Source organism: Streptomyces sp. NPDC059895 (genome assembly GCF_042731035.1).
Lineage (GTDB): Bacteria > Actinomycetota > Actinomycetes > Streptomycetales > Streptomycetaceae > Streptomyces.
Genome location: NZ_JBHWKO010000002.1, coordinates 168789 through 191628 on the forward strand (window position 1 = coordinate 168789; position 22840 = coordinate 191628).

Here is a 22840-nt window from a genome sequence, read left to right on the forward strand (position 1 = left end):
GGGCGCGGGAGCGGGCCACGACGTCCCTACGGCCGTGGGCCCGCGCCGGGCCGGCACCGCCTTCCGGCGCCGCAGCTGCTGCCTGTACTACCGGGTGCCCGGCGGGGGCGTCTGCGGGGACTGTCGCTTCCCGCGGCCCCCGCGCTCTTCCCCGCGCGCCCCGTCTGGGTGACCATGAGGGAACCGGCCGCGACGATTGGGGGGTTACGGGTGCGAGTGGGACTGCTGACCCGGGAGTATCCCCCGGACGTGTACGGCGGCGCGGGCGTCCACGTCGAGTTCCTCGCCCGGGAGCTGCGGGGCCTGGTCGACCTCGACGTGCACTGCTGGGGCGAGGCATCCTCGGCGGACCGGGCGGCCGGGGTGCTGCGCCACCGCCCCTGGTCCGCCCTCGACGGGGCCAACGACGCCCTGCGCACCTTCTCCGTCGACCTCGCCATGGCCGCCGCCCTCGAAGGCCGCGAACTGGTCCACTCCCACACCTGGTACGCCAACCTGGCCGGTCACCTCGCCAAGGAGCTGTACGGCGTCCCGCACGTGCTGACCGCCCACTCGCTGGAGCCCCTGCGCCCCTGGAAGGCCGAGCAGCTCGGCGGCGGGTACGCCCTCTCCGGCTGGGCCGAGCGGACCGCCGTGGAGGCCGCCGACGCGGTGATCGCGGTCTCCGGCGCGATGCGCGAGGACGTGCTGGCCTGCTACCCGGCCCTGGACGCCGACCGGGTCCACGTCGTGCACAACGGCATCGACACCGCCCTGTACCGGCCCGACCACGGCACCGACGCCCTCGCCCGCGTCGGCCTCGACCCGTCCCGCCCGTACGTGCTGTTCGTCGGCCGGATCACCCGGCAGAAGGGCGTCCCCCATCTGCTGCGCGCCGTCCGGGACATCGACCCGGCGGCCCAGGTCGTGCTGTGCGCGGGCGCGCCCGACACGCCCGAGATCGACCGGGAGTTCCGTGAGCTGTTCGAGGAGCTGAGCCGGGCCCGGGACGGCGTGCACTGGATCCCGCGGATGCTGCCGCGCCCGGAGGTCGTCCAACTCCTCACGCACGCGGCCGTGTTCGTCTGCCCGTCGGTGTACGAACCCCTCGGCATCGTCAACCTGGAGGCGATGGCCTGCGGCACCCCCGTCGTGGCCTCGCGGGTCGGTGGCATCCCCGAGGTCGTCGAGGACGGCGCGACCGGGCTGCTGGTCCCCCTGGGCGAGGGGGACGAGGAGTTCGAGGCGGGTCTCACCCGGGCGCTGGACTCCGTCCTCGGCGACCCGGAGGCCGCACGCCGTATGGGCGAGGCCGGACGGGCCCGCGCGGTGGGCGAGTTCGGCTGGGACGCGGTGGCCCGGCGCACGGTCCGGCTGTACGAGGAGATCGTCAAACAGGCGTAGTGCGGCCCGTACGGGGCAACCATGGTGCACGACCTGGGTGAGGGGAGCGGCGAGATGCGTCGTGGTGGGCCTTCGGTTCTCGGAATCGTACTGGCGGGCGGCGAGGGCAAACGTCTGATGCCCCTCACGGCGGACCGCGCGAAGCCCGCGGTCACCTTCGGCGGCACCTACCGGCTCGTCGACTTCGTGCTGTCCAACCTCGTCAACGCGGACATCCTGCGCATCTGCGTCCTGACGCAGTACAAGTCGCACTCGCTGGACCGGCACATCACCACCACCTGGCGGATGTCCAGCCTGCTCGGCAACTACATCACCCCGGTCCCGGCCCAGCAGCGGCTCGGCCCGCGCTGGTACCTCGGCAGCGCCGACGCCATCCTCCAGTCGCTGAACCTGATCCACGACGAACAGCCCGAGTACGTCGCCGTGTTCGGAGCCGACCACGTCTACCGCATGGACCCGCGCCAGATGCTCACCCAGCACATCGACAGCGGGGCGGGCGTCACGGTGGCCGGGATCCGGGTGCCGCGCTCCGAGTCGCCGTCCTTCGGCGTCATCACCCCGGGCTCGGACGGGCAGACGGTCGAGCGCTTCCTGGAGAAGCCCGCCGACCCTCCGGGCCTCGCCGACGACCCGGAGTGCGTGTTCGCCTCCATGGGCAACTACGTCTTCACCACCAAGGCCCTCGTCGAGGCGCTCCACCGCGACGCCGAGGACGGGGCCTCCGTGCACGACATGGGCGGCTCCATCCTGCCCCAGCTCACCCGGCGCGGCCAGGCCCGCCTGTACGACTTCGGCGACAACCACGTCCCCGGCGAGACCACCCGCGACCAGGGCTACTGGCGGGACGTCGGGACGCTCGACGCGTACTACGACGCCCACATGGACCTGATCGCCGAGCGCCCCGCGTTCAACCTGTACAACCGCAGCTGGCCCATCTACACCCACTCCAACCAGCTCTCCCCGGCCCGCTTCAACGCGGGCGGCATCGCCGGCGAGTCGATCATCAGCGCGGGCTGCCTCATCCGGGGGCAGGTCACCCGCTCCGTGCTCTCACCGGGGGTCGTGGTCGATCCCGGGGCCGTCGTCCAGGGCTCGGTCCTGCACGACAACGTCCACATCGGCCGCGGCGCGGTGGTGCGCGGGGCGATCCTGGACAAGAACGTCGAGGTGCCGCCCGGCGCCACCATCGGGGTCAACCCGGAGCGGGACGCCGAGCTGTACTCCGTGTCCAAGGGCGGGGTGATCGCCCTCGGGAAGGGGCAGCGGGTGTCCTAGAGGCCCTGTCGTCGAGGACGCACTGTCTCCTTCACCAGTTGTTTACTGTGCGTAACGTGACGGTGCTTGACCGTAATCGCCCCAAGGCGATTGACTGCTGCCTCACCCCTCATCGACGCGAGGCAAGCCCGTGACTGCTGATGATCTGCTGGCACCCCTCGACCTGGCGTTCTGGAACATCGAGTCGCCCGCGCACCCCATGCACCTCGGCGCGCTCGGCGTGTTCACGGCGCCCTCCCCCTCCGCGGGCGCCCACGCCGCCGATCTGCTCGCCGCCCGCGCGGCCGCCGTCCCCGGGCTGCGCATGCGGATCCGGGACATCTGGCAGCCCCTCGCCTTCGGCGGCGCGGTGCGCGAGCCCGACCCGGATTTCGACCCCCTCCACCACGTCCGGCTGCACGCGCCGGCCGCCGACCTCCAGGCCGCGGCCGGGCGGCTCATGGAGTCCCCGCTGGAGCGCGGCCGCCCGCTCTGGGAGGCCCACGTCCTGCCGGAGGAGGGCGGTGAGCGCTTCGCCGTGCTGTTCAAGTTCCACCACGCCCTCGCCGACGGCCTGCGTGCCCTGACCCTCGCCGCGGCCGTGCTGGACCCGTTGGACCTGGACCTGCCCGCGCCCCGGCCCCGGCCTGCCGAACCGGACCGTCCGACGCTGCCCGACGTGCGCAGACTTCCCGGGCTGCTGCGCGGCGCCCTGTCGGACGTGGGCCGCGCCCTCGACATCGGCGCCTCCGTCGCCGTGCACACCCTGGGCCGGCAGTCGACGGCCGCGCTCACCGCCGGACCCACCGGAACCCGCCGCACCGCCGGCGTCACCCTCGACCTCGACGACGTGCACCGCGTGCGCAAGGTCGTCGGCGGCACCGTCAACGACGTCCTCATCGCGGTCGTGGCCGGCGCCCTGCGCCACTGGCTCGACGAGCGCGGCGACGGCAGCGAGGGGGTGGCGCCCCGCGCGCTCATCCCGGTCTCCCGGCGCCGTCCGCGCACCGCCCACCCGCAGGGCAACCGGCTCTCCGGATACCTGGTGCGGCTCCCCGTCGACGACCCGGACCCGCTCGGGCGGCTCGCCGCGGTCCGTGCCGCCATGAACCGCAACAAGGACGCCGGGCCGGGCCGGGGCGCGGGCGCCGTCGCCCTGCTCGCCGACCACGTCCCCGCCCTCGGCCACCGCCTCGGCGGGCCCCTGGTCGGCCAGGCCGCCCGGCTCTGGTTCGACATCCTGGTCACCAGCGTGCCCCTGCCCGGCCTCGGCCTGAAGCTCGGCGGCAACCCGGTCACCGAGGTCTACCCGTACGCCCCGCTCGCCCGCGGCCAGGCCCTGGCGGTCGCCGTCTCCACCTTCCGCGGCCGCGTCCACTACGGTCTGGTCGCCGACGCCGAGGCGGTGCCCGACCTCGACCGGTTCGCGCGGGCGCTGACCACGGAGATGGAGACGCTCATCACGGCCTGCGGCTCTTGACCCGCGCGGGTTTGGAGGTGTGGCCCGGCGCTCCGTAGACTTCCCCGTTCGAAAGCGGGCGCGGTCGGAGCGCCGCACGGGTGAGCAGGGAACGGCAGCGCGATGACGGTGACAGAGGGCGGCTCGGCGACCACGGACGAGGTCGTGCGCACGGCCGCCGACGAGGTCGTGCACGCGACCGCCGACGAGGTCGGGTACGGGCCCGGCATCGACCCCGAGCGGCTCGCCGTCTGCCTCGGTGTGCTCGAGGAGCTCGACAAGCTGGAGGTCGACCACCCCGACGCCATCGCCGTGCGCCGGGCCACGGCCGGCATCTACCGCACGGTCAAGCAGCGCCGCCGCCAGGAGCGCCGGGCCGCCAAGACCGCGCACGACAAGGCGGTCACCGAGGCCACCGCGACCGGCTCGGCCCAGCGCATCGACGACGAGACCGAGGGCATCCTGCCGTCCTCGGTCACGGAGGAGGGCCGCATCGCGGGGATACTCCAGCGCCCGCGCTCCTGCTACACCTGCAAGACCCGCTACGTCGAGGTCGACTACTTCTACCACCAGCTCTGCCCGGGGTGCGCCGCCGAGAACCGCGCCCGGCGCGACGCCCGCACCGACCTCACCGGCAAGCGCGCCCTGCTCACCGGCGGCCGTGCCAAGATCGGCATGTACATCGCGCTCAGGCTGCTGCGCGACGGCGCGCACACGACGATCACCACGCGCTTCCCGAAGGACGCCATCCGCCGCTTCAAGGCCATGGACGACTCGGCCGACTGGATGCACCGTCTGGAGGTCGTCGGCATCGACCTGCGCGACCCGGCGCAGGCCGTGGCCCTCGCCGACCAGGTCGCCGAAGCGGGTCCGCTCGACATCCTCATCAACAACGCGACGCAGACCGTACGCCGCCTGCCCTCCGCCTACGCCGCCCTGGTCTCCGGCGAGAGCGCCCCGCTGCCCGCCGGTGAGCTGCCCGCCCACCACGTCATCGGCGCCTTCAACTCCGGCGCGGTCGACGGCCTCGCCGCGCTGCCCCTCGGCGCCGGCGGCCTCGACGCGCAGCAGGTCGCCGACCTCGCCCTCGTCGCGGGCAACGCCAGCGTCGCCCGGCATCTCGACGGCACCGCCATCGACGCCGGCGGCCTGGTCCCCGACGTCGTCGACAGCAACACCTGGGTGCAGACCATCGAGCAGATCTCCCCGGTGGAGCTCCTCGAGACCCAGCTGTGCAACTACACGGCGCCGTTCATCCTGATCAGCAAGCTCCGCCCGGCCATGGCGGCCGCTGCCAGGAGGGCGACGAGCGGGCGCGCGTACGTCGTGAACGTCTCGGCGATGGAGGGCGTCTTCGGCCGCGGCTACAAGGGCGCGGGCCACCCGAACACCAACGCCGCCAAGGCCGCGATGAACATGGTCACGCGGACCAGCGCCCAGGAGATGTTCCAGACCGACGGCATCCTCATGACCTCGGTGGACACCGGCTGGATCACCGACGAGCGCCCCCACTACGACAAGCTGCGCCTCGCCGAGGAGGGCTTCCACGCCCCGCTCGACCTGGTCGACGGCGCGGCCCGGGTCTACGACCCGGTCGTGCGCGGCGAGGCCGGCGAGGACCTGTACGGCGTCTTCCTGAAGGACTACGCACCCGGCAAGTGGTAGGTGAGCGGCGGCCGTTGACCCGTCAACGGCGTCCGCCCGTCCCCGTCGGCCGTGAACCGTCCCCGTCCCGTTCGTCGCGGCGGGGTCAACGGCACCCGCCTGGCGCGGCGATGAGGCGCGTGCGGTCGCCGCTGTACTCCGTCCGGGTGATGCTCAAAGGGCGCGCGAACGGGCGAAGGGGTTCAATTCAGCTGCGAGGACATGCGGGTGACTTGCCATGGTTACCCCAAATTTTCAGCCCTATCGAGCGACCCTCCGCTCATTTGGTTAATCTGTAGCGGACGGACAGCAGAACGGAGTGCCACCCACACCCACGGTCCGTCATGGGACAGCCGGTTCACCACGGCCTGCTCTCCTCGGAAACGCCGGCGCCACCGCGTCCGAACCGCCTTCAGACAGACAGACCCGAGGACGCGCCGAGCGCCGGACCGATGCGGACCGACCGGCACGCCCGAGGGTGATCCGACACATAAGGAGTGCGCGGTGACACCGGAGACGACGAATCGCGAACAGAGTCCCAAGGAACGCGCGGAGCGCAAGGGCCGCAAGGCCGGGGACATCGGCAGCCTCGACGTGTGGGCCCGCTCGGCCCCCATCCGTCTCGCGGGTTACGAGGAGGACCTCGCCGAGCCCCACATCCTGCCCAGCGTTGACTGACCTCGGAGTGGACTGACCCCTGCGTGGACTGACCCCCGCGCGGGTACCCCCTCGCGATCGCCTGACGCATGGGCGTGCGTGTGACACGCCCATGCAGACCCCGCCGCCCGCCCGAGCGGCGCGCGGAACGCCTCCGGCGGGCATCGGACCGAGCCGGGTGTCCATGCCCGGCCGACCGGGCCGGGTCGGATCACCGTCGTACATCAGGATCACCGTCGTACATCAGGAACACCGTCGTACATCAGGAACTCGGCCGACTGGCCGGATCCGGATCCGACGCGGCCGCCGACGCGGCCGCCGACGCGGGCGCCGCCCCCTCGCCGAGCTGGGCCCGCAGCCACTCCTCCACCTCGCCCACGTGCGCGGCCGCCGCCGCCCGTGCCGCCTCCGGATCCCGGGCGGCCAGGGCGCGGTGGATCGCCGCGTGCTCACGGCGGGTGCGGGCGAAGGCACCCTCCTCCCGGTAGCCGCGCCAGACCCGGGCGCGGAAGGTGCGGGAGGAGAGGCCCTCCAGGATCGCCGCCATGGTCTCGTTGCCGGCGGCCGCCGCGATCTCCCGGTGGAAGGCGAGATCGTGGGCGAGGATCTCCTCCGGGTCGTCCGTCGCGTTCATCGCCGTCAAGTGGCCCTCCACGGCCGCCAGTCGCTCCGGCGTGATGCGGGCCGCGGCCAGCGCGGTCGCCGTCGACTCCAGCACCCGCCGCACCTCCAGCAGTTCCACCAGCCGCGGGCCGCGCGACAGATCGGCCACCACCCCGAACGTCTCCAGCAGATCGCCGGCCTGGAGCTGCGTCACGTAGATACCGGAACCGTGCCGTGCCTCCAGGACGCCCAGCACGGTCAGCGCCCGGATCGCCTCCCGCATCGAACTGCGGGAGATGCCCAGCTGCGCCGCGAGGTCACGCTCGGTGGGCAGCCGCTGGCCCGGCTCCAGCAGCCCCTGCGCGATCATCGCCTTGATCCGCTCGATGGCGCGCTGCGTCACCGTTCCCCTCGGGGCGGCGGGTCCGGCCGGCCGGCTCCCGTCGGCCCCGTCGGCCTTGTTCACGTCATCTCTCCCGTCACCGGCGCGTTCTCTCCTGTCGCCGGTGCGCCGCAGTCTAGCCACCGATGTGGTCGGACCACTTGGGGCATGATGGCGACATTCTGCCGTGCTGAGGGTGTCGGCGACGGCAAGTGGTCTGATAAATATGCGGCATGGCGTCCTCGACCCCCGCCCGCGTCACCGCGGTCGACACCCACGACATCCGCTTCCCCACCTCCCGCGAACTCGACGGCTCCGACGCGATGAACCCGGACCCCGACTACTCGGCGGCCTACGTCGTCCTGCGCACCGACGCCCTCGACGGCCACGAGGGACACGGATTCACCTTCACCATCGGCCGGGGCAACGAGGTCCAGGTCGCCGCCGTCGAGGCGCTGCGCCCGCACGTCGTCGGCCGGTCCGTGGACGAGCTGTGCGCCGACCCGGGCGTCCTCAGCCGCGCCCTGGTCGGCGACAGCCAACTGCGCTGGCTCGGCCCCGAGAAGGGCGTGATGCACATGGCGATCGGCGCGGTCGTCAACGCCGTCTGGGACCTCGCCGCCAAACGCGCCCGCAAGCCCCTGTGGCGGCTGCTCGCCGACGCCGACCCCGAATGGCTCGTCGGCCAGGTCGACTTCCGGTACCTCACCGACGCCCTCACCCCCGACGAGGCCCTCGCGCTGCTGCGCCGCGGCAGGCGGGGAGCGGCCGAGCGCACGCAACGGCTGCTGTCCACCGGCTACCCCGCCTACACCACCTCCGCCGGCTGGCTCGGCTACGACGACGACAAGCTCACCCGCCTCGCCCGCGAGGCCGTCGCCGACGGCTTCCGGCAGATCAAGCTCAAGGTCGGCGCGGACCTCGCGGACGACGTACGGCGCTGTCGCGTCGCCCGATCCGTCGTCGGACCCGACATCCGGCTCGCCGTCGACGCCAACCAGCGCTGGGACGTCGGCGAGGCGATCCGCTGGACCCGCGCCCTCGCCGAGTTCGACCCCTACTGGATCGAGGAGCCCACCAGCCCCGACGACATCCTCGGGCACGCCGCCGTCCGCGAGGCGGTCGCCCCGGTCAGGGTGGCCACCGGCGAGCACGTCCAGAACCGCGTCGTCTTCAAACAGCTCCTCCAGGCCGGCGCCCTCGACATCCTCCAGCTCGACGCGGCCCGGGTCGGCGGCGTCAACGAGAACCTCGCGATCCTGCTGCTGGCGGCCCGCTTCGGCGTGCCCGTCTGCCCGCACGCGGGCGGCGTCGGACTGTGCGAACTCGTCCAGCACCTGGCGATGTTCGACTACGTCGCCCTCTCCGGCACCACCGAGGACCGCGTGATCGAATACGTCGACCATCTGCACGACCACTTCCTCGACCCCGTGGTGATCAGGGAAGGTCACTACGCGGCACCCACCGCGCCGGGCTTCTCGGCCGCCATGCGGCCCGAGTCGATCGCGCGGTACACGTACCCCGGCGGCACCTTCTGGGCCGCCGACCTGGCGGCGCACGAGAAGGAGCGGACGGCATGACCGACTTCGAGGGCCTCAGGGCCGTGGTGACCGGCGGCGCCTCCGGCATCGGCCGGGCCACCGCCGACCTGCTGGCCGAGCGCGGCGCCCGGGTCGCCGTCCTCGACCTGGACCCGACGGGCGTGGACGAACCGCTGCGCGGCTACCGCGCCGACGTCACCGACGACCCCTCCGTACGCTCCGCCGTCGCGGCGGCCGCCGCCGACCTCGGCGGCCTGGACGTCCTCGTCAACAACGCCGGCATCGGCGCGCAGGGAACCGTCGAGGACAACGACGACGCCGAGTGGCACCGCGTCCTCGACGTCAACGTCGTCGGCATGGTCCGCACGGCCCGCGCCGCCCTGCCCCACCTGCGCCGCTCCGCGCACGCGGCGATCGTCAACACCTGCTCCATAGCCGCCACCGCCGGCCTGCCGCAGCGCGTGCTCTACAGCGCCACCAAGGGAGCCGTCCTCTCCCTCACCCTCGCCATGGCCGCCGACCACGTCCGCGAGGGCATCCGCGTCAACTGCGTCAACCCGGGCACCGCCGACACCCCGTGGATCGGCCGGCTGCTCGACGCCGCCGACGACCCGGCCGCCGAACGCGCCGCCCTGGAGGCCCGCCAGCCCACCGGCCGCCTGGTCGGCGCCGCCGAGGTCGCGGGCGCCATCGCCTACCTGGCGAGCCCCCTGTCCGGCGCCACCACCGGCACCGCCCTCGCCGTCGACGGCGGCATGCAGGGCCTGCGCCTGCGCCCGGCGGAGCGCCGGTGAACGCCCTCGGCCGCAGCGGCGTCCAGGTCACCCGCCTCGGCCTGGGCACCGCCGGCATCGGCAACCTCTACACCGAGGTCGACGACGAGCAGGCCCACGAGGCCGTCGCCGCCGCCTGGCGCCAGGGCGTCCGCTACTTCGACACCGCCCCCCACTACGGCCTCGGCCTGTCCGAACGGCGGCTCGGCGCCGCCCTGCGCGAGCACCCGCGCGCCGCCTACACGGTGTCGACCAAGGTGGGCCGCCGCCTGGAACCGGCCGACGGCACCGGGGACGACCTCGCCGACGGCTTCGCCGTGCCCGCCACCGACCGCCGCGTCTGGGACTTCACCGCCGACGGCATCCGCCGCACCCTGGAGGCGAGCCTGGACCGCCTCGGCCTGGACCGCGTCGACGTCGTCTACCTCCACGATCCCGACGACCACGCCGAGGAGGCCTTCCGCGAGGGCTATCCGGCCCTGGAACGCCTGCGCTCCGAGGGCGTGGTCGGCGCGATCGGCGCCGGCATGAACCAGACGGCGATGCTCACCCGTTTCGTCCGCGACACCGACGTCGACGTGGTGCTGTGCGCGGGCCGGTACACCCTGCTGGAGCAGGGCGCGCTCACCTCGCTGCTCCCCGCCGCCGCGGCACGCGGGATCTCGGTGGTGATCGGCGGCCCGTTCAACTCGGGCCTGCTGGCCGACCCGAGAGCGACGGCGACGTACGACTACGCACAGGCTCCCCAGGAGCTGATCGAGCGGGCCCGGCGGCTGAGCGCCGTCGCCGGACGCCACGGCACCACCCTGCGGGCCGCCGCCCTCTCCTTCTGCGCCGCCCACCCGGCCGTGGCGAGCGTCCTGGTCGGCGCCCGCTCGGCGGCCGAGGCCGACGACTGCGCACGGCAGTTCGCGGCGACGGTCCCGGCCGCCTACTGGCGGGAGCTGCGCGAGACGGGCCTCCTGCCGCCCGACGCGCCCGTCCCCGCCGAGGAGCCGTCATGAGGGACTCCGTCCCGCCCGCCGTCCCGCCTGCCGTTCCATCCGTCGTCCCGCCCGTCGTCCCACCTGCCGTTCCATCCGTCGTCCCGCCCGCCGTTCCATCCGCCGTCCCGCCCGTCGTGCGGGAGCCGTGGTGGTGACGGTGACGGTCGACGCGCACCACCACGTCTGGGACCTCTCCGTCCGCGACCAGGACTGGATCGGCGGCGACAGCCCGCTCCGGCGGGACTTCGGCCTCGCCGACCTGGCCCCCGAGGCCCGCGCCGCGGGCGTCGGCCGCACGGTGCTGGTGCAGACGGTCACCGTGGCCGAGGAGACCCCGGAACTCCTCGCCCTGGCCGCCGCGCACGACCTGGTCGCGGGCGTGGTCGGCTGGACGGACCTCACCCGCCCCGACGTGGCCGACGAACTCGCCCGGCTGCGGGAACTCCCCGGCGGCCGCCACCTCAGGGGCGTCCGCCACCAGGTCCAGTCCGAGGCCGACCCCGACTGGCTGCTGCGCCCGGACGTCCGGCGCGGACTGGCCGCGGTCGCCGACGCGGGCCTCGTCTACGACCTGGTCGTGCTGCCCCACCAGCTCCCGGCCTGCGTCCGGGCCGCCGCCCGCCACCCCGGCCTCACCTTCGTCCTCGACCACCTCGGCAAACCCCCCGTCGCCTCCGGCGCCCGCGAGCCGTGGGAGTCGGACCTGCGCGCCCTCGCCGCCCTGCCCAACACGGCCGCCAAGCTCTCCGGCCTGGTCACCGAGGCCGACCCCGCCACCTGGACGCCCGAGGAGCTGCGCCCGTACACCGACGCGGCCCTGGAGGCCTTCGGCCCGCACCGCCTGATGTTCGGCTCCGACTGGCCGGTGTGCACCCTGGCCGCCTCCTACGGCGAGGTCCTCGCCGCCGCCCGGACCGTGACCGGCCGACTCGGCGCCGCGGAGCGGACCGCGGTCTTCGAGGGCACCGCCGTCCGCGTCTACAACCTGTGATCCACCGCCGTCAGCCGGGTCGGCGGCAGGTACTCCCGCACCACGGTCCGCTCCCAGCACGCGCCCGTCTCCCGCAGCTCCCGCCAGGTCGTGTACCGGTAGCGGAAGAGGCGGGCGCGGACGTAGCGGGGCGGGCGGTCGGGCGGGAAGGGGGAACGGCGCAGGAGGCGCAGCGTGGCGCGGTCGTTCTCCAGGAGCCGTTCCACGAGCGCGCCGAACCAGGAGCCGGCGTAGGCGGGGGAGAGCGCGGCGAACCACATCATCCAGTCCAGCCGCAGGTGGTACGGGGCGAACTGGCGCGGCCAGCGGCGCGGGTCGCCCGGCTTGCCCCGGAACTCGTACTCCCGCCAGTCGGAGTCCTCGCGCGGCACCTCGTCGAGGGTGCCCTCGATCACCACCTCGTGGCGGACGCGGCTCACGCTGCCGAACGCGCCGTAGGTGTTGACCAGGTGCAGCGGGTCGAAGGAGCGGTTCATGACCTGGCCGCGGGAGAGCATGTTGAGCACCGGGCGGTGGCTGAGGAACAGCAGGAACGCGGCCACCGCGAGCACGACCACGACGTACCACAGCGGGGCGTCCGGCAGGGACGGCGGGTCGCCGGGCAGGGCGAGCGCGGGCACCGCCAGCACGATGGCGATCCAGTTCAGCCAGGCGAAGTTGCCCGACAGCACCAGCCACAGCTGGGTGAGGATCATCAGGGACGCGGCGGCCGTCGCGACCGGCTGCGGGGCGAACAGCAGGAACGGCACGACCAACTGGGTGACGTGGTTGGCGGCCACCTCCACCCGGTGCAGGGGCCTGGGCAGGTGGTGGAAGAACCAGCTCAGCGGGCCGGGCATCGGCTGCGTCTCGTGATGGTGGTCCAGGCAGGTCAGGTTCCGCCAGCAGGGGTCCCCCCGCATCTTGATCAGGCCCGCGCCGAACTCGACCCGGAACAGGATCCAGCGCAGCAGGAACAGCACCACGAGCGGCGGGGCCACCTCGTCGTTGCCGAGGAACACCGCGAGGAAGCCGGTCTCCAGCAGCAGCGACTCCCAGCCGAAGCCGTACCAGGTCTGGCCCACGTTGACGATCGACAGGTACAGCGCCCACGGCACCAGCCACAGCAGCATCGCGCCCCACAGCGGCAGGAACCCGTCCAGCCCCGCCAGCAGGGCCGCCGACACCGCGCAGCCCGTCCACGCGCAGCCCGCGAAGAGACGGTCCGAGTAGTGCCAGTGGAACAGGCTCGGCGCCCGCCGGAACGGCACCCGCGCGGTGAAGCGCGGCACCGGCAGCATCCCCCGCTCACCCATCAGCGGGCGGAACTGCAGGGCCGCCGCCAGGAACGCCACGAGATACACCCCGGCCAGGGCCCGCTGGAAGACCAGCCGGCTCATCCAGTACTCGGGTGCGGTGAACCACTCCACGGCCGTGCGCTCCTCTCACCATTGTCCCGCCGGTCACTGCCCGTGCCCCGTGCCCCCGCCCCCGTGACCCGCGCGCTCCGGCGGCCGGCCGCACCCCCTACGCCTTCCCCCGCCCACCGGTCGAAGAATCCGGCAAACCCTGGCAAGGTGGGCGCATGGTTGATCGGGGAGCGAGCGCGCCGTCCCTCCCGGACGACTGGCCCGCCCACCCGGATCCGATCCTGGCGCTCAACCGCATGGGCGGCTTCGACTGGGACCTGGACTCCGGGCTGTTCCACATGGACGCCCGCGCCCACGAGATCTTCGACATCACCCCGGAGGAGTACGACGGCCGCCCGGAGAGCCTGTCCGAGCGCGTCCCGCCGACGGAGGGCATCCGTCTGGACGCCCTGGTCGCCCAGGCCATCAAGGACGGCAGCGAGAACTACGGCGCCTACTTCCGCGTCCGCCGCCGCGACGGCAGCCTGTGCTGGACGCACACCCAGGGCTACATCCGGCGCGACGACACCGGCCGCCCCCGCCGGATCATCGGCATCGTCCGCGACGCCGCCGAGGAGATCCGGGACCTCGCGGCCCGCCGTCAGGAGGCCGCCCTCGACGTCGCGCGCCGCGAGCAGACCAACGTCGTCCAGCTCACCACCGCCGCCCTGGCGCACGCCCGCACGGTGCAGGACGTCATCGACGTCCTCAAGGACACCCACGGCCTCACCCACCTCGGCGCGGCCAGCCTCGTCATGGGCCTGGTCGAGGCCGGCCGCATCCGGCTGATCGCCGAGGGCCCCGAAGGCAGCTTCGTCCCCGGCACCCTGGTCACCCGGCTCGACGAGCCGTACCCGATGAGCGAGGTCGTGCGCACGCTCACCCCGCGCTTCATCGAGTCGCCGGACGAGTTCGCCGCCGGCTACCCCGTGCTGTGGCCGCACATCACCGACCTGCGGATCACCTCGGCCGCCTATCTGCCGCTCATCGTCCAGGCCCGCCCGATCGGCGCCATGGGCCTCCTCTACAACGACCGGCGCGGCTTCACCCCCGAGGAGCGCAACATCCTCGTCGCCCTGGGCAGCAGCATCGCCCAGAGCCTGCAGCGGGCCATGTTCTACGAGCAGGAGAAGGACATCGCCCAGGGCCTCCAGCGGGCCATGCTGCCCCGCACCATCCCCGGCGTGCCCGGCGCCGACGTCGCCGTCCGCTACCGCGCCGCCACCATCGGCGGCACCCACGGCCGGGACATCGGCGGCGACTGGTACGACCTCATCCCGCTGCCCGGCGGCCGCGTCGGCGCCGTCATCGGCGACGTCCAAGGGCACGACACGCACGCCGCCGCCGTCATGGGCCAGCTGCGGATCGTCCTGAGGGCCTACGCCGCCGAGGGCCACACCCCGGCCACCGTCATGGCCCGCGCCTCCGTCTTCCTGCACGAACTCGACACCGACCGCTTCGCCACCTGCCTGTACGCGGAGGCCGACCTGTCCACCGGCGTGGTGCAGGTGGTCCGGGCGGGCCACATCGACCCGCTGGTGCGGGGCACCGACGGCACCTGCCGGCGCGTCACCGTCCCCGGCGGGCTGCCGCTCGGCCTGTCAGCCGAGTTCGGCAGCCTCGAGTACCCGGTCGCCACCCTCGAACTCGACCCCGGGCAGACCCTGCTGCTGTGCACCGACGGTCTCGTCGAACAGCCCGGCACCGACCTCGACGACGGCATGCGCGCCCTGGCCGCGTTCATCGCCGCCGCCCCCGACGACGTCCGCCGGCTCGCCGACCACCTCATCGACATGGCCGAGGAACGCGGCGGCGACGACGACGTCGCCCTCCTGCTGCTGCGCCGCCGCAGCCCGGACACCCCGCGGACCGGGGGCCGGCTCCAGCAGCACGTCGCCCCCGGCGACCCCGAGGCCCTCACCGGGGCCCGGCACATGATCCGCGCCGCCGTCCGCGCCTGGGGCGCGCGCGACCGTGCCGACGAGATCGAACTGATCGCCGACGAGCTCATCACCAACGCCCTGATGCACACCGAAGGCGCCGCGATCGTCACCGTGCGGGTCCTGGACGGCACCGGCCGCCGGCTGCGCGTCGAGGTCGAGGACTCCTCCAGCGCCCTGCCGCGCCGCCGTGAGGCGGGGGAGTCGGGCGTGTCCGGACGGGGCCTGCTCCTGGTCGACCTGCTCAGCGACGGGTGGGGAGTGGAGGCGCGCGGCGGCGGCAAGTGCGTGTGGTGCGAGTTCGCGGTGGGGCGGCGGACCTGAACGGCGGGGGCACCGATGGCACCCTGGACGTATGCCGGAACTGCCCGAGGTCGAAGCGCTCAAGGACTTCCTGACCGAGCACCTGGTCGGCCACGAGATCGTGCGCGTCCTGCCCGTCGCCGTCAGCGTCCTGAAGACCTACGACCCCCCGCTGAGCGCCGTGGAGGGCCGGGAGGTCACGGCCGTGCGCCGGCACGGCAAGTTCCTCGACCTGGAGACGGCCGGCGGGCTGCACCTCGTCACGCACCTCGCCCGTGCGGGCTGGCTGCACTGGAGGGACCGCCTCCCGGACGGTCCGCCCCGCCCCGGCAAGGGCCCCCTCGCCCTGCGCGTCGCCCTGGAGACCGGGGAGGGCTTCGACCTGACCGAGGCCGGCACCCAGAAGCGTCTCGCCGTCCACCTCGTGCGGGATCCGCGGGAGGTGGACGGCGTGGCCCGCCTCGGCCCCGACCCGCTCGCCCCCGACTTCGACGAGGACCGCTTCGCCGCCCTCCTCGCAGGGGAGCGGCGGCAGCTCAAGGGCGCCCTGCGCGACCAGTCCCTGATCGCGGGCGTCGGCAACGCCTACAGCGACGAGATCCTGCACGCGGCGCGGATGTCCCCCTTCAAGCTCGCCGCCTCCCTCACCGCGCCGGAGACCCACACCCTCTACGAGGCCCTGCGCACCACGCTCACGGACGCGGTCGAACGCTCCCGCAACGTGGCGGCCGGCCGTCTCAAGGCGGAGAAGAAGTCCGGCCTGCGCGTCCACGGCCGCACCGGCGAACCCTGCCCGGTCTGCGGCGACACCATCCGCGAGGTGTCCTTCAGCGACTCCTCGCTCCAGTACTGCCCGACCTGCCAGACGGGCGGCACACCGCTCGCGGACCGCAGGATGTCCAAGCTGCTCAAGTAGCCGCAGCAGCGCCCTAGCGTGCGTCCAGCCGCACCAGCAGTTCCCCCAGCTCGGTGCGCACCTCGTACCGGGCGATCTCGTCGGGGTGCAGGGCCGCGCCGCCCCTCATCGTGCTGGGGCGGGCGTCGCGGTGCGGGGCGTTCCAACTGGTGACCGTCTGCTCGGATCCGTCGCGGCCGACGACGACCAGGCGGCAGACGCGGGGGCCGGCGGCGTCCTTGACCTTCAGCTCGACCTGGCTGCCGTACACCTCGTTCGCGGTCGTCACCTGCGCCCACACGCCCGACCTCGCGTCGGTGGCGGTGACCCGGACCGGTTTCTCGCCGCCGGCCGCCACGAGGGCGGCCGCCGGGACCGCGAGGGCGACCACCACCGACGCGGCCACGGCGTACAGCAGCCGCCGCCGTGCACCCTTTCGCCGGGCCGAGACCTCGCCCAGGAGACGGTTCAGCAGCCGCGGTCCCGGTCCGGCGAAGGGGTGCACCGCGCGGGGGGTCGCCCGGCGGTACAGCATCAGCTGCCGGGTGGTGGCGCCGAACTCGGTGACCTGCGTCGTGCACCGAGGACACTCCATGAGGTGGTCCTCGAAACGGAAGGCCTCCGCCTCGTCCAGCACGCCCAGCGCGTACGCGCCGACGTCGCGATGCCTCTCCAGGGACCTCATGCCGAAACCTCGTGCCGTTGAGTGCCAGTGGGGTTACTCCTTGCTCCCACCGGTACGCACCCGGCCGGGGATTCACTCAGGCCCGTACCAAATCGTGACCCAGATGTTCGGAGCGGTCGGGCCCGCGGATTGGTCGGATGCGGAAGGGGATTCAGAAGAGGTGGATCGCGAGGTGTCCGAGGGGCAGCCCGAGCTGCCAGGCGGGCGTCCAGACCTTCGGTCCCTCGTCCTCGCCGGCGCCCGGCGCGCCCCCCGGTACCGCGTCGAGGTCGGGGGCGAGCAGCTCGGTCTCCTCCAGCCAGCGCCAGGCCGCCGACGCCAGGTCCAGATCGGGTGCGGGTCTGCCCGACTCGGCGGCCAGGGCGGCCAGCCGGGCCATGCGTTCCGCCACCCAGCTCTGCCACGGCTGGTCGTAGGCGGTCAGCGACAGCCAGGTCTCCAGCTGGGTGACGACCCGGATGCCGGGCAGTTCGCCGTCGGTGTCGGAGAGGAAGATGGTCAGGGCCAGGGCGTCGCGCCCGGCGCGGAACTCGAAGGACGTCGGCGGCATCAGATCGCCGGTCCGCAGCAGTTCGTCGGCGATGTACTCGGCGTACAACCAGGCCATGGGAACGGTCAGTTCACCGCCGTCGGTGCCGTCCGTGCTCTGGTGACCTCTGTGCAGCATCCCTTCCTGCCTTCCTCCGGTGCGTGCGCGTCGCCCGGTGCCGGGATCCCTCATCCGGAACACGGATAAGGACACCCGATTACTCAACCGAGGTGGTCGGCAAGGCGCTTTACGGAGGCTTGACTCGATCGTGGGTTTCAGCCCAGGTCGGGCGCGTAACCCGGAAGCACCCGGCGCAGGGCGCGCAGCGCGTAGTACGCGCGGGACTTCACCGTACCGGGCGGGATTCCGAGGGTTTCGGCGGCCTCCGCCACACTCGCCCCTCGGAAATACACCAGCACCAGGACGTCGCGGTGTTCCGGCGTGAGGGTCTTCACAGCCTCGCGCACGTCGAGGGTCGCGACCGCCCGTTCGGCGTGGTCGGCGCAGACGGGCGCGTTCTCCAGCACCGCGTCCCCGACCTCGGCCGGCCGGGCCTGCCGGGCGCGCCGCGCGTCGATCGCCAGCCGCCGGGCGACGGTGAGCAGCCACGGCCGTACGGAGTCGAAGCCGTCGGCGCGCAGGGCCTCGGGGTGTTGCCAGGCGCGCACCAGGGTCTCCTGGACGAGGTCCTCCGCGCGCTGGCGGTCGCCGTCGCACAGCCTCAGCAGCAGCGCGTAGAGAGGCCGTCCGTGCTCGCGCTGGAGCGCGGCGAGCTCGTGCTCGGCGGTCGTCGGCCTGGCGGTGAGGAGGGTTCCGGCGGTCATGCGCGTATGGCACCGCAGGGCGGCCGGGAGGGACAGGCCGCGCACACGGGTCTGCGACGGACGGTCGATCGCGTCGACGAACGGTTCGACGAACGGTCCCGGCCGCCGTGCGGGTCGGTTCCGGCTACGCCGATCGCGCGCATCGCGCCGGGCGCAGGGAGTGCCGGGGCCGCACGGATCCGGCCATGGACTAGTAGTGATACGTGCGTAAATATGACGAGCTGTACGAGATGGGGTGATCCGGTGTTCGCACGCAGACACCTGGTGGCCGCGGTCCTGACAGCCCTCCTCGCCTCGGCCGCCGCCTGCCGGGCCGACGGACAGGGACCGGCCGCCCGGCCCGGGGCCCCGGCCCTCTCCACCGCCCCCGGCTTCACCCTCGTGGCGACCGGAGGCATCCTCCCGCACACCTCGATCATCGACCGGGCACGCTTCGACGCCCGCGGCAGCGGCCACGACTTCCGCCCCCTGTTCGACGGCGCCCGGTCCGACGTCCAGGGCGCGGATCTCGCCCTGTGCCACATGGAGACCGTCTACGGCGCCGACGGCGAGTACACCGCCCAGCCCCTCTTCAAGTCCCCGCCCGAGATCGCCGACGCCCTCGCCGCCACCGGCTACGACGGCTGCTCCACCGCCTCCGAGCACAGCCTCGACGACGGCGCCGCCGGCATCCGCCGTACCCTGGACGCCCTCGACGGCGCCGGCGTACGGCACGCGGGCACCGCCCGCACCGAGGCCGAGGCACGCTCCGTCACCCTCCTGCGCGCCGGCCCCGCCAAGGTCGCCCACCTCGCCTACACCCACGACACCGCCGGCGGACCGCTCCCCGCGGGGCAGCCCTGGGCCGTCGACCGCATCGACGACAACCGGATCATCGCCGACGCCAGGGCCGCCCGCCGGGCGGGCGCCGACGTGGTCGTCGTCTCCCTGCACTGGGGCACCGAGTGGCAGGAGGCACCGGACGACGTCCAGCTCTCCCTCGCCAGGACCCTCACCGCCTCCCGCACGTACGGCCGCCCCGACATCGACCTCGTCCTCGGCACCCGCGCCCATGTCCCGCAGCCGTACGAGAAGGTCAACGGCACCTGGGTGGTCTACGGTCTGGGCAACCAGGTCGCCGGCGCGATGGCGGACCGCGGGGGCCGGCCCGACCCGCGCGGCAACCACTCCAGCCTCGCCCGGTTCACCTTCACCGCGCCCGCCCGGCCCGGCGGCCGCTGGGAGGTGACACGGGCCGCGTTCGTCCCCTACGTGTTCGACGTCGACGCCGGCCGCGTGGTCAGCCTCGACCGGGCCGTCGCCCGGGGAGCCGATGTGCGGGGCCTGCGCGACCGCGTCCGGGACGTCGTGCTCGGCCGGGGCGCGGCCGAGGACGGCCTGGTGACGGAGGGGTGACGGAGGGGTGACGGAAGGGTGATGGAGGGGGCGACGGGGCCGCGGCGTCCGCTCCCCGAGCCCCGGGGGCGCTACGGCACCACCGTCACCGGCCACCGTCCCGCCTTCACCAGCCGCACCGCCACCGACCCCACGATCCGGTGGCCCGCCTGCTCGGAGGCGCCCACCACCACCGCGTCCGCCTTCAGCTCGTCCGCCGCCCGCACCAGGCCGTTGTAGGGGTCGCCGCGGAACGTGTGGAACTCCCAGCGCACGTCGAATATCCCCTTCAGCCGCTCGGCCGAGTCCCGGATCTGCGCCACGATGTCGTCGGCGATCTCGTCGGTCGTGTCCGCGACCGGCGCCCCGAGCACCGCGCCCGCCGCCATCACCGGCTGCACGTACACGACGGCCAGCAGCGCCCGCTGCCGCCGGGCCAGACCGCCGGCGTAGGCCGCGGCCCGCAGGGAGGAGTCCGAGCCGTCCACACCGACGACGATGACCTTCGGACCGTCCGTGCCCCGTTCGAACGCGGAGGAGTGCTGTTCCGTCACGGCTCCGAGGCTATCGGAACGCCCGGGTCGGGCCACGCGGGCCGTCCGTCCGGCTGTTCGACGGACTGTTTCGACCGGACGGTTCGACCGGACGGTTCGACCGGACTGCGCGAGGGGCTGTGCGACGGGCTGTGCGAGGGACTGTGCGAGGGGCTGTGCGAACGGACTGTGCGAGGGGCTGTGCGACAGACTGTTCGAGGCGCCGTTCGAGCAGTTGTGCGACGGGCCGGCCGGGGCGTCGGGGTGTCGGGCCCGGCGCGCGCCACTGCGCCGGGCGGGTGGATTCGTGAGGCCGCCCCGGTGTCGGCGGGGGGCGCCGGGCGCCCGTCGGGCGACTGATGACTCATGCAGAAGGATCAGTTGTTCACGCGCCGTCGGATGCTGCTCGCCGGCTCCGCCGCCGTCGGTGCGGCCGGTACGGCCGGGCTGCTGGCGTGGGGAACGGGCGGCGAGCCGGTCCGTACCGCCGCACCGGCCGCCGGCGCCCCGGCGCACAGCCTCCCGATGAAGCCCTCCGCCTACCGCCTCCAGCCGCTCGCCGGACACCTCCCGCCGGCCGCCGCGCTCCGCCGCCCGCCGGTGCGGCGCGCCCCGCTGCTGCGGATCACCGGCCGCGGCCGGACCATGGTGCTGACCTTCGACGACGGCCCCGACCCCCGCTACACGCCCGGCATCCTCGACACCCTCGCCGAGTACGACGTGCGCGCCATGTTCTTCGTGTGCGGGGAGATGGCCGCGGCGCGGCCCCGTCTGCTGGAGCGGATGGCCGACGAGGGGCACGTCGTCGGCAACCACACCTGGTCCCACCCCCTGCTCACCCGGCTCACCCGGCGTCAGATCCGCCGCGAGATGTCCCGTACCTGCGAGATCGTCGAGGCGGTCTGCGGCGATCGGCCGCGCTGGTTCCGGGCCCCCTACGGCGCCTGGAACCGCTCGGCGTTCCAGCTCGGGGCCGAACTCGGCATGGAACCGCTGGCCTGGACGGTCGACTCCCTCGACTGGACCACCCCCGGCACCCGCACCATCGTCGACCGGGTGGAGGACGGCGCCGGCCCCGGCGTCGTGGTGCTCTCCCACGACGCCGGGGGCGACCGCACCCAGAGCGTGCGGGCCCTGCGCACCTATCTGCCGCAGCTGCTGGACTCCGGCTACCACCTCTCCGTGCCGTACCAGCCCCCCGTCTGACGGTGGCGGTCACGGGGGGCTGACGACAGCAGGCGGGGGGCGGGGCGCCGCGCGGACCGTTCGCCCGCCCGGCCGGGGCGCGTCAGCGGACCTCGGCCAGGCGGGCGAAGACGACCACGTTCCCCTCGTATCCGTTCACCTTGGAGAAACCACCGCCGCAGGTGATCACCCGCAGCTCCGGGGCACCCTTGGAGCCGTAGACCCGGTCACCGGGGAAGCCGTTCTTCGCGAACACCTCGACTCCGTAGATCTCGAAGACGGCCGTCTTGCCGTCCTGACGCACCACTTCGACGTGGTGTCCCTTCTTCAGGGCCCCGAGGCCGTAGAAGACGGCGGGCCCCTGATGGTTGTCGACATGACCGACGACGACCGCGGTGCCCTTCTCGCCGGGCGTGACCGCGCCGGTGAACCAGCCGGCCAGGTTCGGGTCCTCCGGCGGGGGCGCGCCGACCCAGCCGTCGGTGTCCAGACCGACCGCCATGACCGGGGCGTCCACCTGGATCGCGGAGATCCGGATCCGGTCGGGCACGCTGTGCGGCAGCGGCGCCGGTGCCCCGCCGACGGCGCCCTGGGAGGTGAGGCCGTCCGCGGCCGCCGCCGAGGCGGGCTGCGGCGGACCGATGTCGAACTCACCCGAACCATTCCGGATGAGCGCGAGACCGGTCAGCAGAACAAGCGCTATCACTCCCCACGGGGCGCGCTTCCTCGGCCGCACCTCCTCCTCTTCCGCCATCACGGACAGCTCGTACCCAGACATTCGCCATCCCCTTTCGACGCGGCCGTCGCCACGTCCTTTCGCGCATACGAGAACGCTAAGTGCCGAAGCGGGAACCGGCGACGGGGCGGAACCGAACGGGTGGCTCCCGCGTCGCTGCGTGCGCCATCCGAGTCGACACCGACAGAATATTTCTGACAGTCCGTGACCTGCGGCGATATCCCAGCACGCGGTTTTCGCTCGGCGTGTCCCCTCACCAGGACGGACCATTCCCGAAATGCGGGCGCGTGCGGCGCAACTGAGGGTCGTTGCGGGAGGCGTTCGCTCGCCGACATGCCGGGGACGGGCCCCGGGGCGCCTTCCGCGGAGGATCACATGAGGAACACACGCGCCCTCGCGGCCGCGGCCACCGCGGTCGCCGTCCTCGGGCTGGCCGCCCCCGTGGCCGTCGCGGACGGCATGCCCCACCCGGGCAGCCAGAACAACGACAGCGGCTTCGCCGGCCTGGAAGGCAACGACGGCGGCCACTCCGGCAACAACAACGGGGGCGGCCGCCCGGGCAACGACTTCGGCGGTGGCGGCAACGGAAACGGGAACGGGAACGGGGGGAACGGGAACGGTAACGGCAACGGGGGGAACGGGAACGGTAACGGCAACGGGGGGAACGGGAACGGCAACGGCAACCGCCCCACCCTCAACACCCGCACCGCCAACAACGGCCACAACACCCCCGGCGGCCCCGCCCCCGGCCGCGGCCGCCCCAGCGCCGCCGACG

20 protein-coding genes and 2 pseudogenes are annotated in these 22840 nt (G+C 73.6%); 15 read left to right on the plus strand and 7 right to left on the minus strand.

Going from position 1 to position 22840, the window contains the following annotated elements:
* Nucleotides 1-52: 52 nt before the first annotated feature.
* The 6 genes and pseudogenes from ACFV9M_RS02740 to ACFV9M_RS02765 all read left to right on the plus strand — a co-directional run.
* Nucleotides 53-172, plus strand: a pseudogene (locus ACFV9M_RS02740) ((2Fe-2S)-binding protein); the annotation flags it as partial.
* 38 nt (nucleotides 173-210) lie between these two features.
* Complete coding sequence (gene glgA / locus ACFV9M_RS02745; RefSeq protein ID WP_385064924.1) at nucleotides 211-1383, plus strand: glycogen synthase; 1173 nt, start codon at nucleotides 211-213, stop codon at nucleotides 1381-1383.
* A gap of 54 nt (nucleotides 1384-1437) precedes the next feature.
* Nucleotides 1438-2658, plus strand: coding sequence for a glucose-1-phosphate adenylyltransferase (gene glgC, locus ACFV9M_RS02750; protein WP_385065024.1), 1221 nt, complete (start codon nucleotides 1438-1440; stop codon nucleotides 2656-2658).
* Nucleotides 2659-2788: 130 nt separating this feature from the next.
* A complete protein-coding gene (locus ACFV9M_RS02755) occupies nucleotides 2789-4117 on the plus strand; it encodes a wax ester/triacylglycerol synthase family O-acyltransferase (protein WP_385064927.1) in 1329 nt (442 codons plus the stop codon).
* Nucleotides 4118-4219: 102 nt separating this feature from the next.
* Nucleotides 4220-5761: an SDR family NAD(P)-dependent oxidoreductase gene (locus ACFV9M_RS02760; protein WP_385064930.1), complete on the plus strand. Its 1542-nt coding sequence runs from the start codon at nucleotides 4220-4222 to the stop codon at nucleotides 5759-5761.
* Between the two features lie 483 nt (nucleotides 5762-6244).
* Nucleotides 6245-6418: a hypothetical protein gene (locus ACFV9M_RS02765; RefSeq protein ID WP_385064933.1), complete on the plus strand. Its 174-nt coding sequence runs from the start codon at nucleotides 6245-6247 to the stop codon at nucleotides 6416-6418.
* Between the two features lie 241 nt (nucleotides 6419-6659).
* Here the strand turns inward: ACFV9M_RS02765 and ACFV9M_RS02770 are convergent, their stop codons facing one another.
* Entirely contained in the window at nucleotides 6660-7466 is an 807-nt protein-coding gene (locus ACFV9M_RS02770; RefSeq protein WP_385064936.1) for a FadR/GntR family transcriptional regulator, read from the minus strand.
* Nucleotides 7467-7615: 149 nt separating this feature from the next.
* Here ACFV9M_RS02770 and ACFV9M_RS02775 point away from each other — a divergent pair, with 149 nt between their 5' ends.
* The 4 genes from ACFV9M_RS02775 to ACFV9M_RS02790 all read left to right on the plus strand — a co-directional run bounded on the left by ACFV9M_RS02775 (nucleotide 7616) and on the right by ACFV9M_RS02790 (nucleotide 11673).
* Nucleotides 7616-8962, plus strand: coding sequence for an L-fuconate dehydratase (locus ACFV9M_RS02775; RefSeq protein WP_385064939.1), 1347 nt, complete (start codon nucleotides 7616-7618; stop codon nucleotides 8960-8962).
* On the plus strand, nucleotides 8959-9717 hold the full coding sequence (locus ACFV9M_RS02780; RefSeq protein WP_385064942.1) for an SDR family NAD(P)-dependent oxidoreductase: 759 nt from the start codon (nucleotides 8959-8961) through the stop codon (nucleotides 9715-9717). Before ACFV9M_RS02775 ends, ACFV9M_RS02780 begins: the two co-directional genes overlap by 4 nt.
* Nucleotides 9714-10700 (plus strand): aldo/keto reductase, encoded by a 987-nt coding sequence (locus tag ACFV9M_RS02785; RefSeq protein WP_385064945.1) that lies wholly within the window; start codon nucleotides 9714-9716, stop codon nucleotides 10698-10700. The genes ACFV9M_RS02780 and ACFV9M_RS02785 overlap by 4 nt, the downstream gene beginning before the upstream one ends.
* 139 nt (nucleotides 10701-10839) lie before the next feature.
* Nucleotides 10840-11673, plus strand: a complete 834-nt coding sequence (locus tag ACFV9M_RS02790) for an amidohydrolase family protein (RefSeq protein WP_385065027.1) — start codon at nucleotides 10840-10842, stop codon at nucleotides 11671-11673.
* Here ACFV9M_RS02790 and ACFV9M_RS02795 read toward each other — a convergent pair.
* A complete protein-coding gene (locus tag ACFV9M_RS02795; RefSeq protein ID WP_385064948.1) occupies nucleotides 11661-13082 on the minus strand; it encodes a lipase maturation factor family protein in 1422 nt (473 codons plus the stop codon). The genes ACFV9M_RS02790 and ACFV9M_RS02795 overlap by 13 nt on opposite strands.
* Before the next feature lie 155 nt (nucleotides 13083-13237).
* On the opposite strand from ACFV9M_RS02795, the gene ACFV9M_RS02800 reads away from it, so the two are divergent.
* Together ACFV9M_RS02800 and ACFV9M_RS02805 are read left to right on the plus strand one after the other, a co-directional pair.
* A complete protein-coding gene (locus ACFV9M_RS02800) occupies nucleotides 13238-15325 on the plus strand; it encodes a SpoIIE family protein phosphatase (protein WP_385064950.1) in 2088 nt (695 codons plus the stop codon).
* A 31-nt stretch (nucleotides 15326-15356) separates the two neighbouring features.
* Nucleotides 15357-16220, plus strand: a complete 864-nt coding sequence (locus ACFV9M_RS02805) for an Fpg/Nei family DNA glycosylase (RefSeq protein ID WP_385064953.1) — start codon at nucleotides 15357-15359, stop codon at nucleotides 16218-16220.
* 13 nt (nucleotides 16221-16233) lie between these two features.
* Here ACFV9M_RS02805 and ACFV9M_RS02810 read toward each other — a convergent pair whose 3' ends face one another.
* The 3 genes from ACFV9M_RS02810 to ACFV9M_RS02820 form a co-directional block, all read right to left on the minus strand.
* A complete protein-coding gene (locus ACFV9M_RS02810) occupies nucleotides 16234-16884 on the minus strand; it encodes a zf-HC2 domain-containing protein (protein ID WP_385064956.1) in 651 nt (216 codons plus the stop codon).
* Nucleotides 16885-17035: 151 nt separating this feature from the next.
* Nucleotides 17036-17551 carry a hypothetical protein gene (locus ACFV9M_RS02815; RefSeq protein WP_385064958.1) on the minus strand — a complete coding sequence of 172 codons (516 nt, stop codon included), beginning with the start codon at nucleotides 17549-17551 and terminating at the stop codon, nucleotides 17036-17038.
* 137 nt (nucleotides 17552-17688) lie between these two features.
* Entirely contained in the window at nucleotides 17689-18237 is a 549-nt protein-coding gene (locus ACFV9M_RS02820) for a sigma-70 family RNA polymerase sigma factor (RefSeq protein ID WP_385064959.1), read from the minus strand.
* A gap of 243 nt (nucleotides 18238-18480) precedes the next feature.
* On the opposite strand from ACFV9M_RS02820, the gene ACFV9M_RS02825 reads away from it, so the two are divergent.
* Nucleotides 18481-19632 (plus strand): CapA family protein, encoded by a 1152-nt coding sequence (locus ACFV9M_RS02825; protein WP_385064961.1) that lies wholly within the window; start codon nucleotides 18481-18483, stop codon nucleotides 19630-19632.
* 71 nt (nucleotides 19633-19703) lie between these two features.
* On the opposite strand, the gene ACFV9M_RS02830 is transcribed toward ACFV9M_RS02825, so the two are convergent.
* Nucleotides 19704-20165 (minus strand): universal stress protein, encoded by a 462-nt coding sequence (locus ACFV9M_RS02830; protein WP_385064963.1) that lies wholly within the window; start codon nucleotides 20163-20165, stop codon nucleotides 19704-19706.
* 345 nt (nucleotides 20166-20510) lie between these two features.
* Here ACFV9M_RS02830 and ACFV9M_RS02835 point away from each other — a divergent pair, with 345 nt between their 5' ends.
* The gene (locus ACFV9M_RS02835) at nucleotides 20511-21350 is read left to right on the plus strand and encodes a polysaccharide deacetylase family protein (RefSeq protein ID WP_385064964.1); all 840 of its coding nucleotides are present in this window, start codon (nucleotides 20511-20513) and stop codon (nucleotides 21348-21350) included.
* Between the two features lie 82 nt (nucleotides 21351-21432).
* Here ACFV9M_RS02835 and ACFV9M_RS02840 read toward each other — a convergent pair whose 3' ends face one another.
* Nucleotides 21433-22107, minus strand: a complete 675-nt coding sequence (locus ACFV9M_RS02840; RefSeq protein WP_385064967.1) for a class F sortase — start codon at nucleotides 22105-22107, stop codon at nucleotides 21433-21435.
* A 333-nt stretch (nucleotides 22108-22440) separates the two neighbouring features.
* On the opposite strand from ACFV9M_RS02840, the pseudogene ACFV9M_RS02845 reads away from it, so the two are divergent.
* Nucleotides 22441-22840, plus strand: a pseudogene (locus ACFV9M_RS02845) (hypothetical protein); the annotation flags it as partial.

Bases quoted from the DNA above. Each gene is read 5' to 3' on its own strand.
- glgC (WP_385065024.1), top strand. From the start codon at position 1,438: ATGCGTCGTGGTGGGCCTTCGGTTCTCGGAATCGTACTGGCGGGCGGC.
- ACFV9M_RS02760 (WP_385064930.1), top strand. From the start codon at position 4,220: ATGACGGTGACAGAGGGCGGCTCGGCGACCACGGACGAGGTCGTGCGC.
- ACFV9M_RS02775 (WP_385064939.1), top strand. From the start codon at position 7,616: ATGGCGTCCTCGACCCCCGCCCGCGTCACCGCGGTCGACACCCACGAC.
- ACFV9M_RS02780 (WP_385064942.1), top strand. From the start codon at position 8,959: ATGACCGACTTCGAGGGCCTCAGGGCCGTGGTGACCGGCGGCGCCTCC.
- ACFV9M_RS02800 (WP_385064950.1), top strand. From the start codon at position 13,238: ATGGTTGATCGGGGAGCGAGCGCGCCGTCCCTCCCGGACGACTGGCCC.
- ACFV9M_RS02805 (WP_385064953.1), top strand. From the start codon at position 15,357: ATGCCGGAACTGCCCGAGGTCGAAGCGCTCAAGGACTTCCTGACCGAG.
- ACFV9M_RS02810 (WP_385064956.1), bottom strand. From the start codon at position 16,884: ATGAGGTCCCTGGAGAGGCATCGCGACGTCGGCGCGTACGCGCTGGGC.
- ACFV9M_RS02815 (WP_385064958.1), bottom strand. From the start codon at position 17,551: ATGCTGCACAGAGGTCACCAGAGCACGGACGGCACCGACGGCGGTGAA.
- ACFV9M_RS02820 (WP_385064959.1), bottom strand. From the start codon at position 18,237: ATGACCGCCGGAACCCTCCTCACCGCCAGGCCGACGACCGCCGAGCAC.
- ACFV9M_RS02835 (WP_385064964.1), top strand. From the start codon at position 20,511: ATGCAGAAGGATCAGTTGTTCACGCGCCGTCGGATGCTGCTCGCCGGC.
- ACFV9M_RS02840 (WP_385064967.1), bottom strand. From the start codon at position 22,107: ATGTCTGGGTACGAGCTGTCCGTGATGGCGGAAGAGGAGGAGGTGCGG.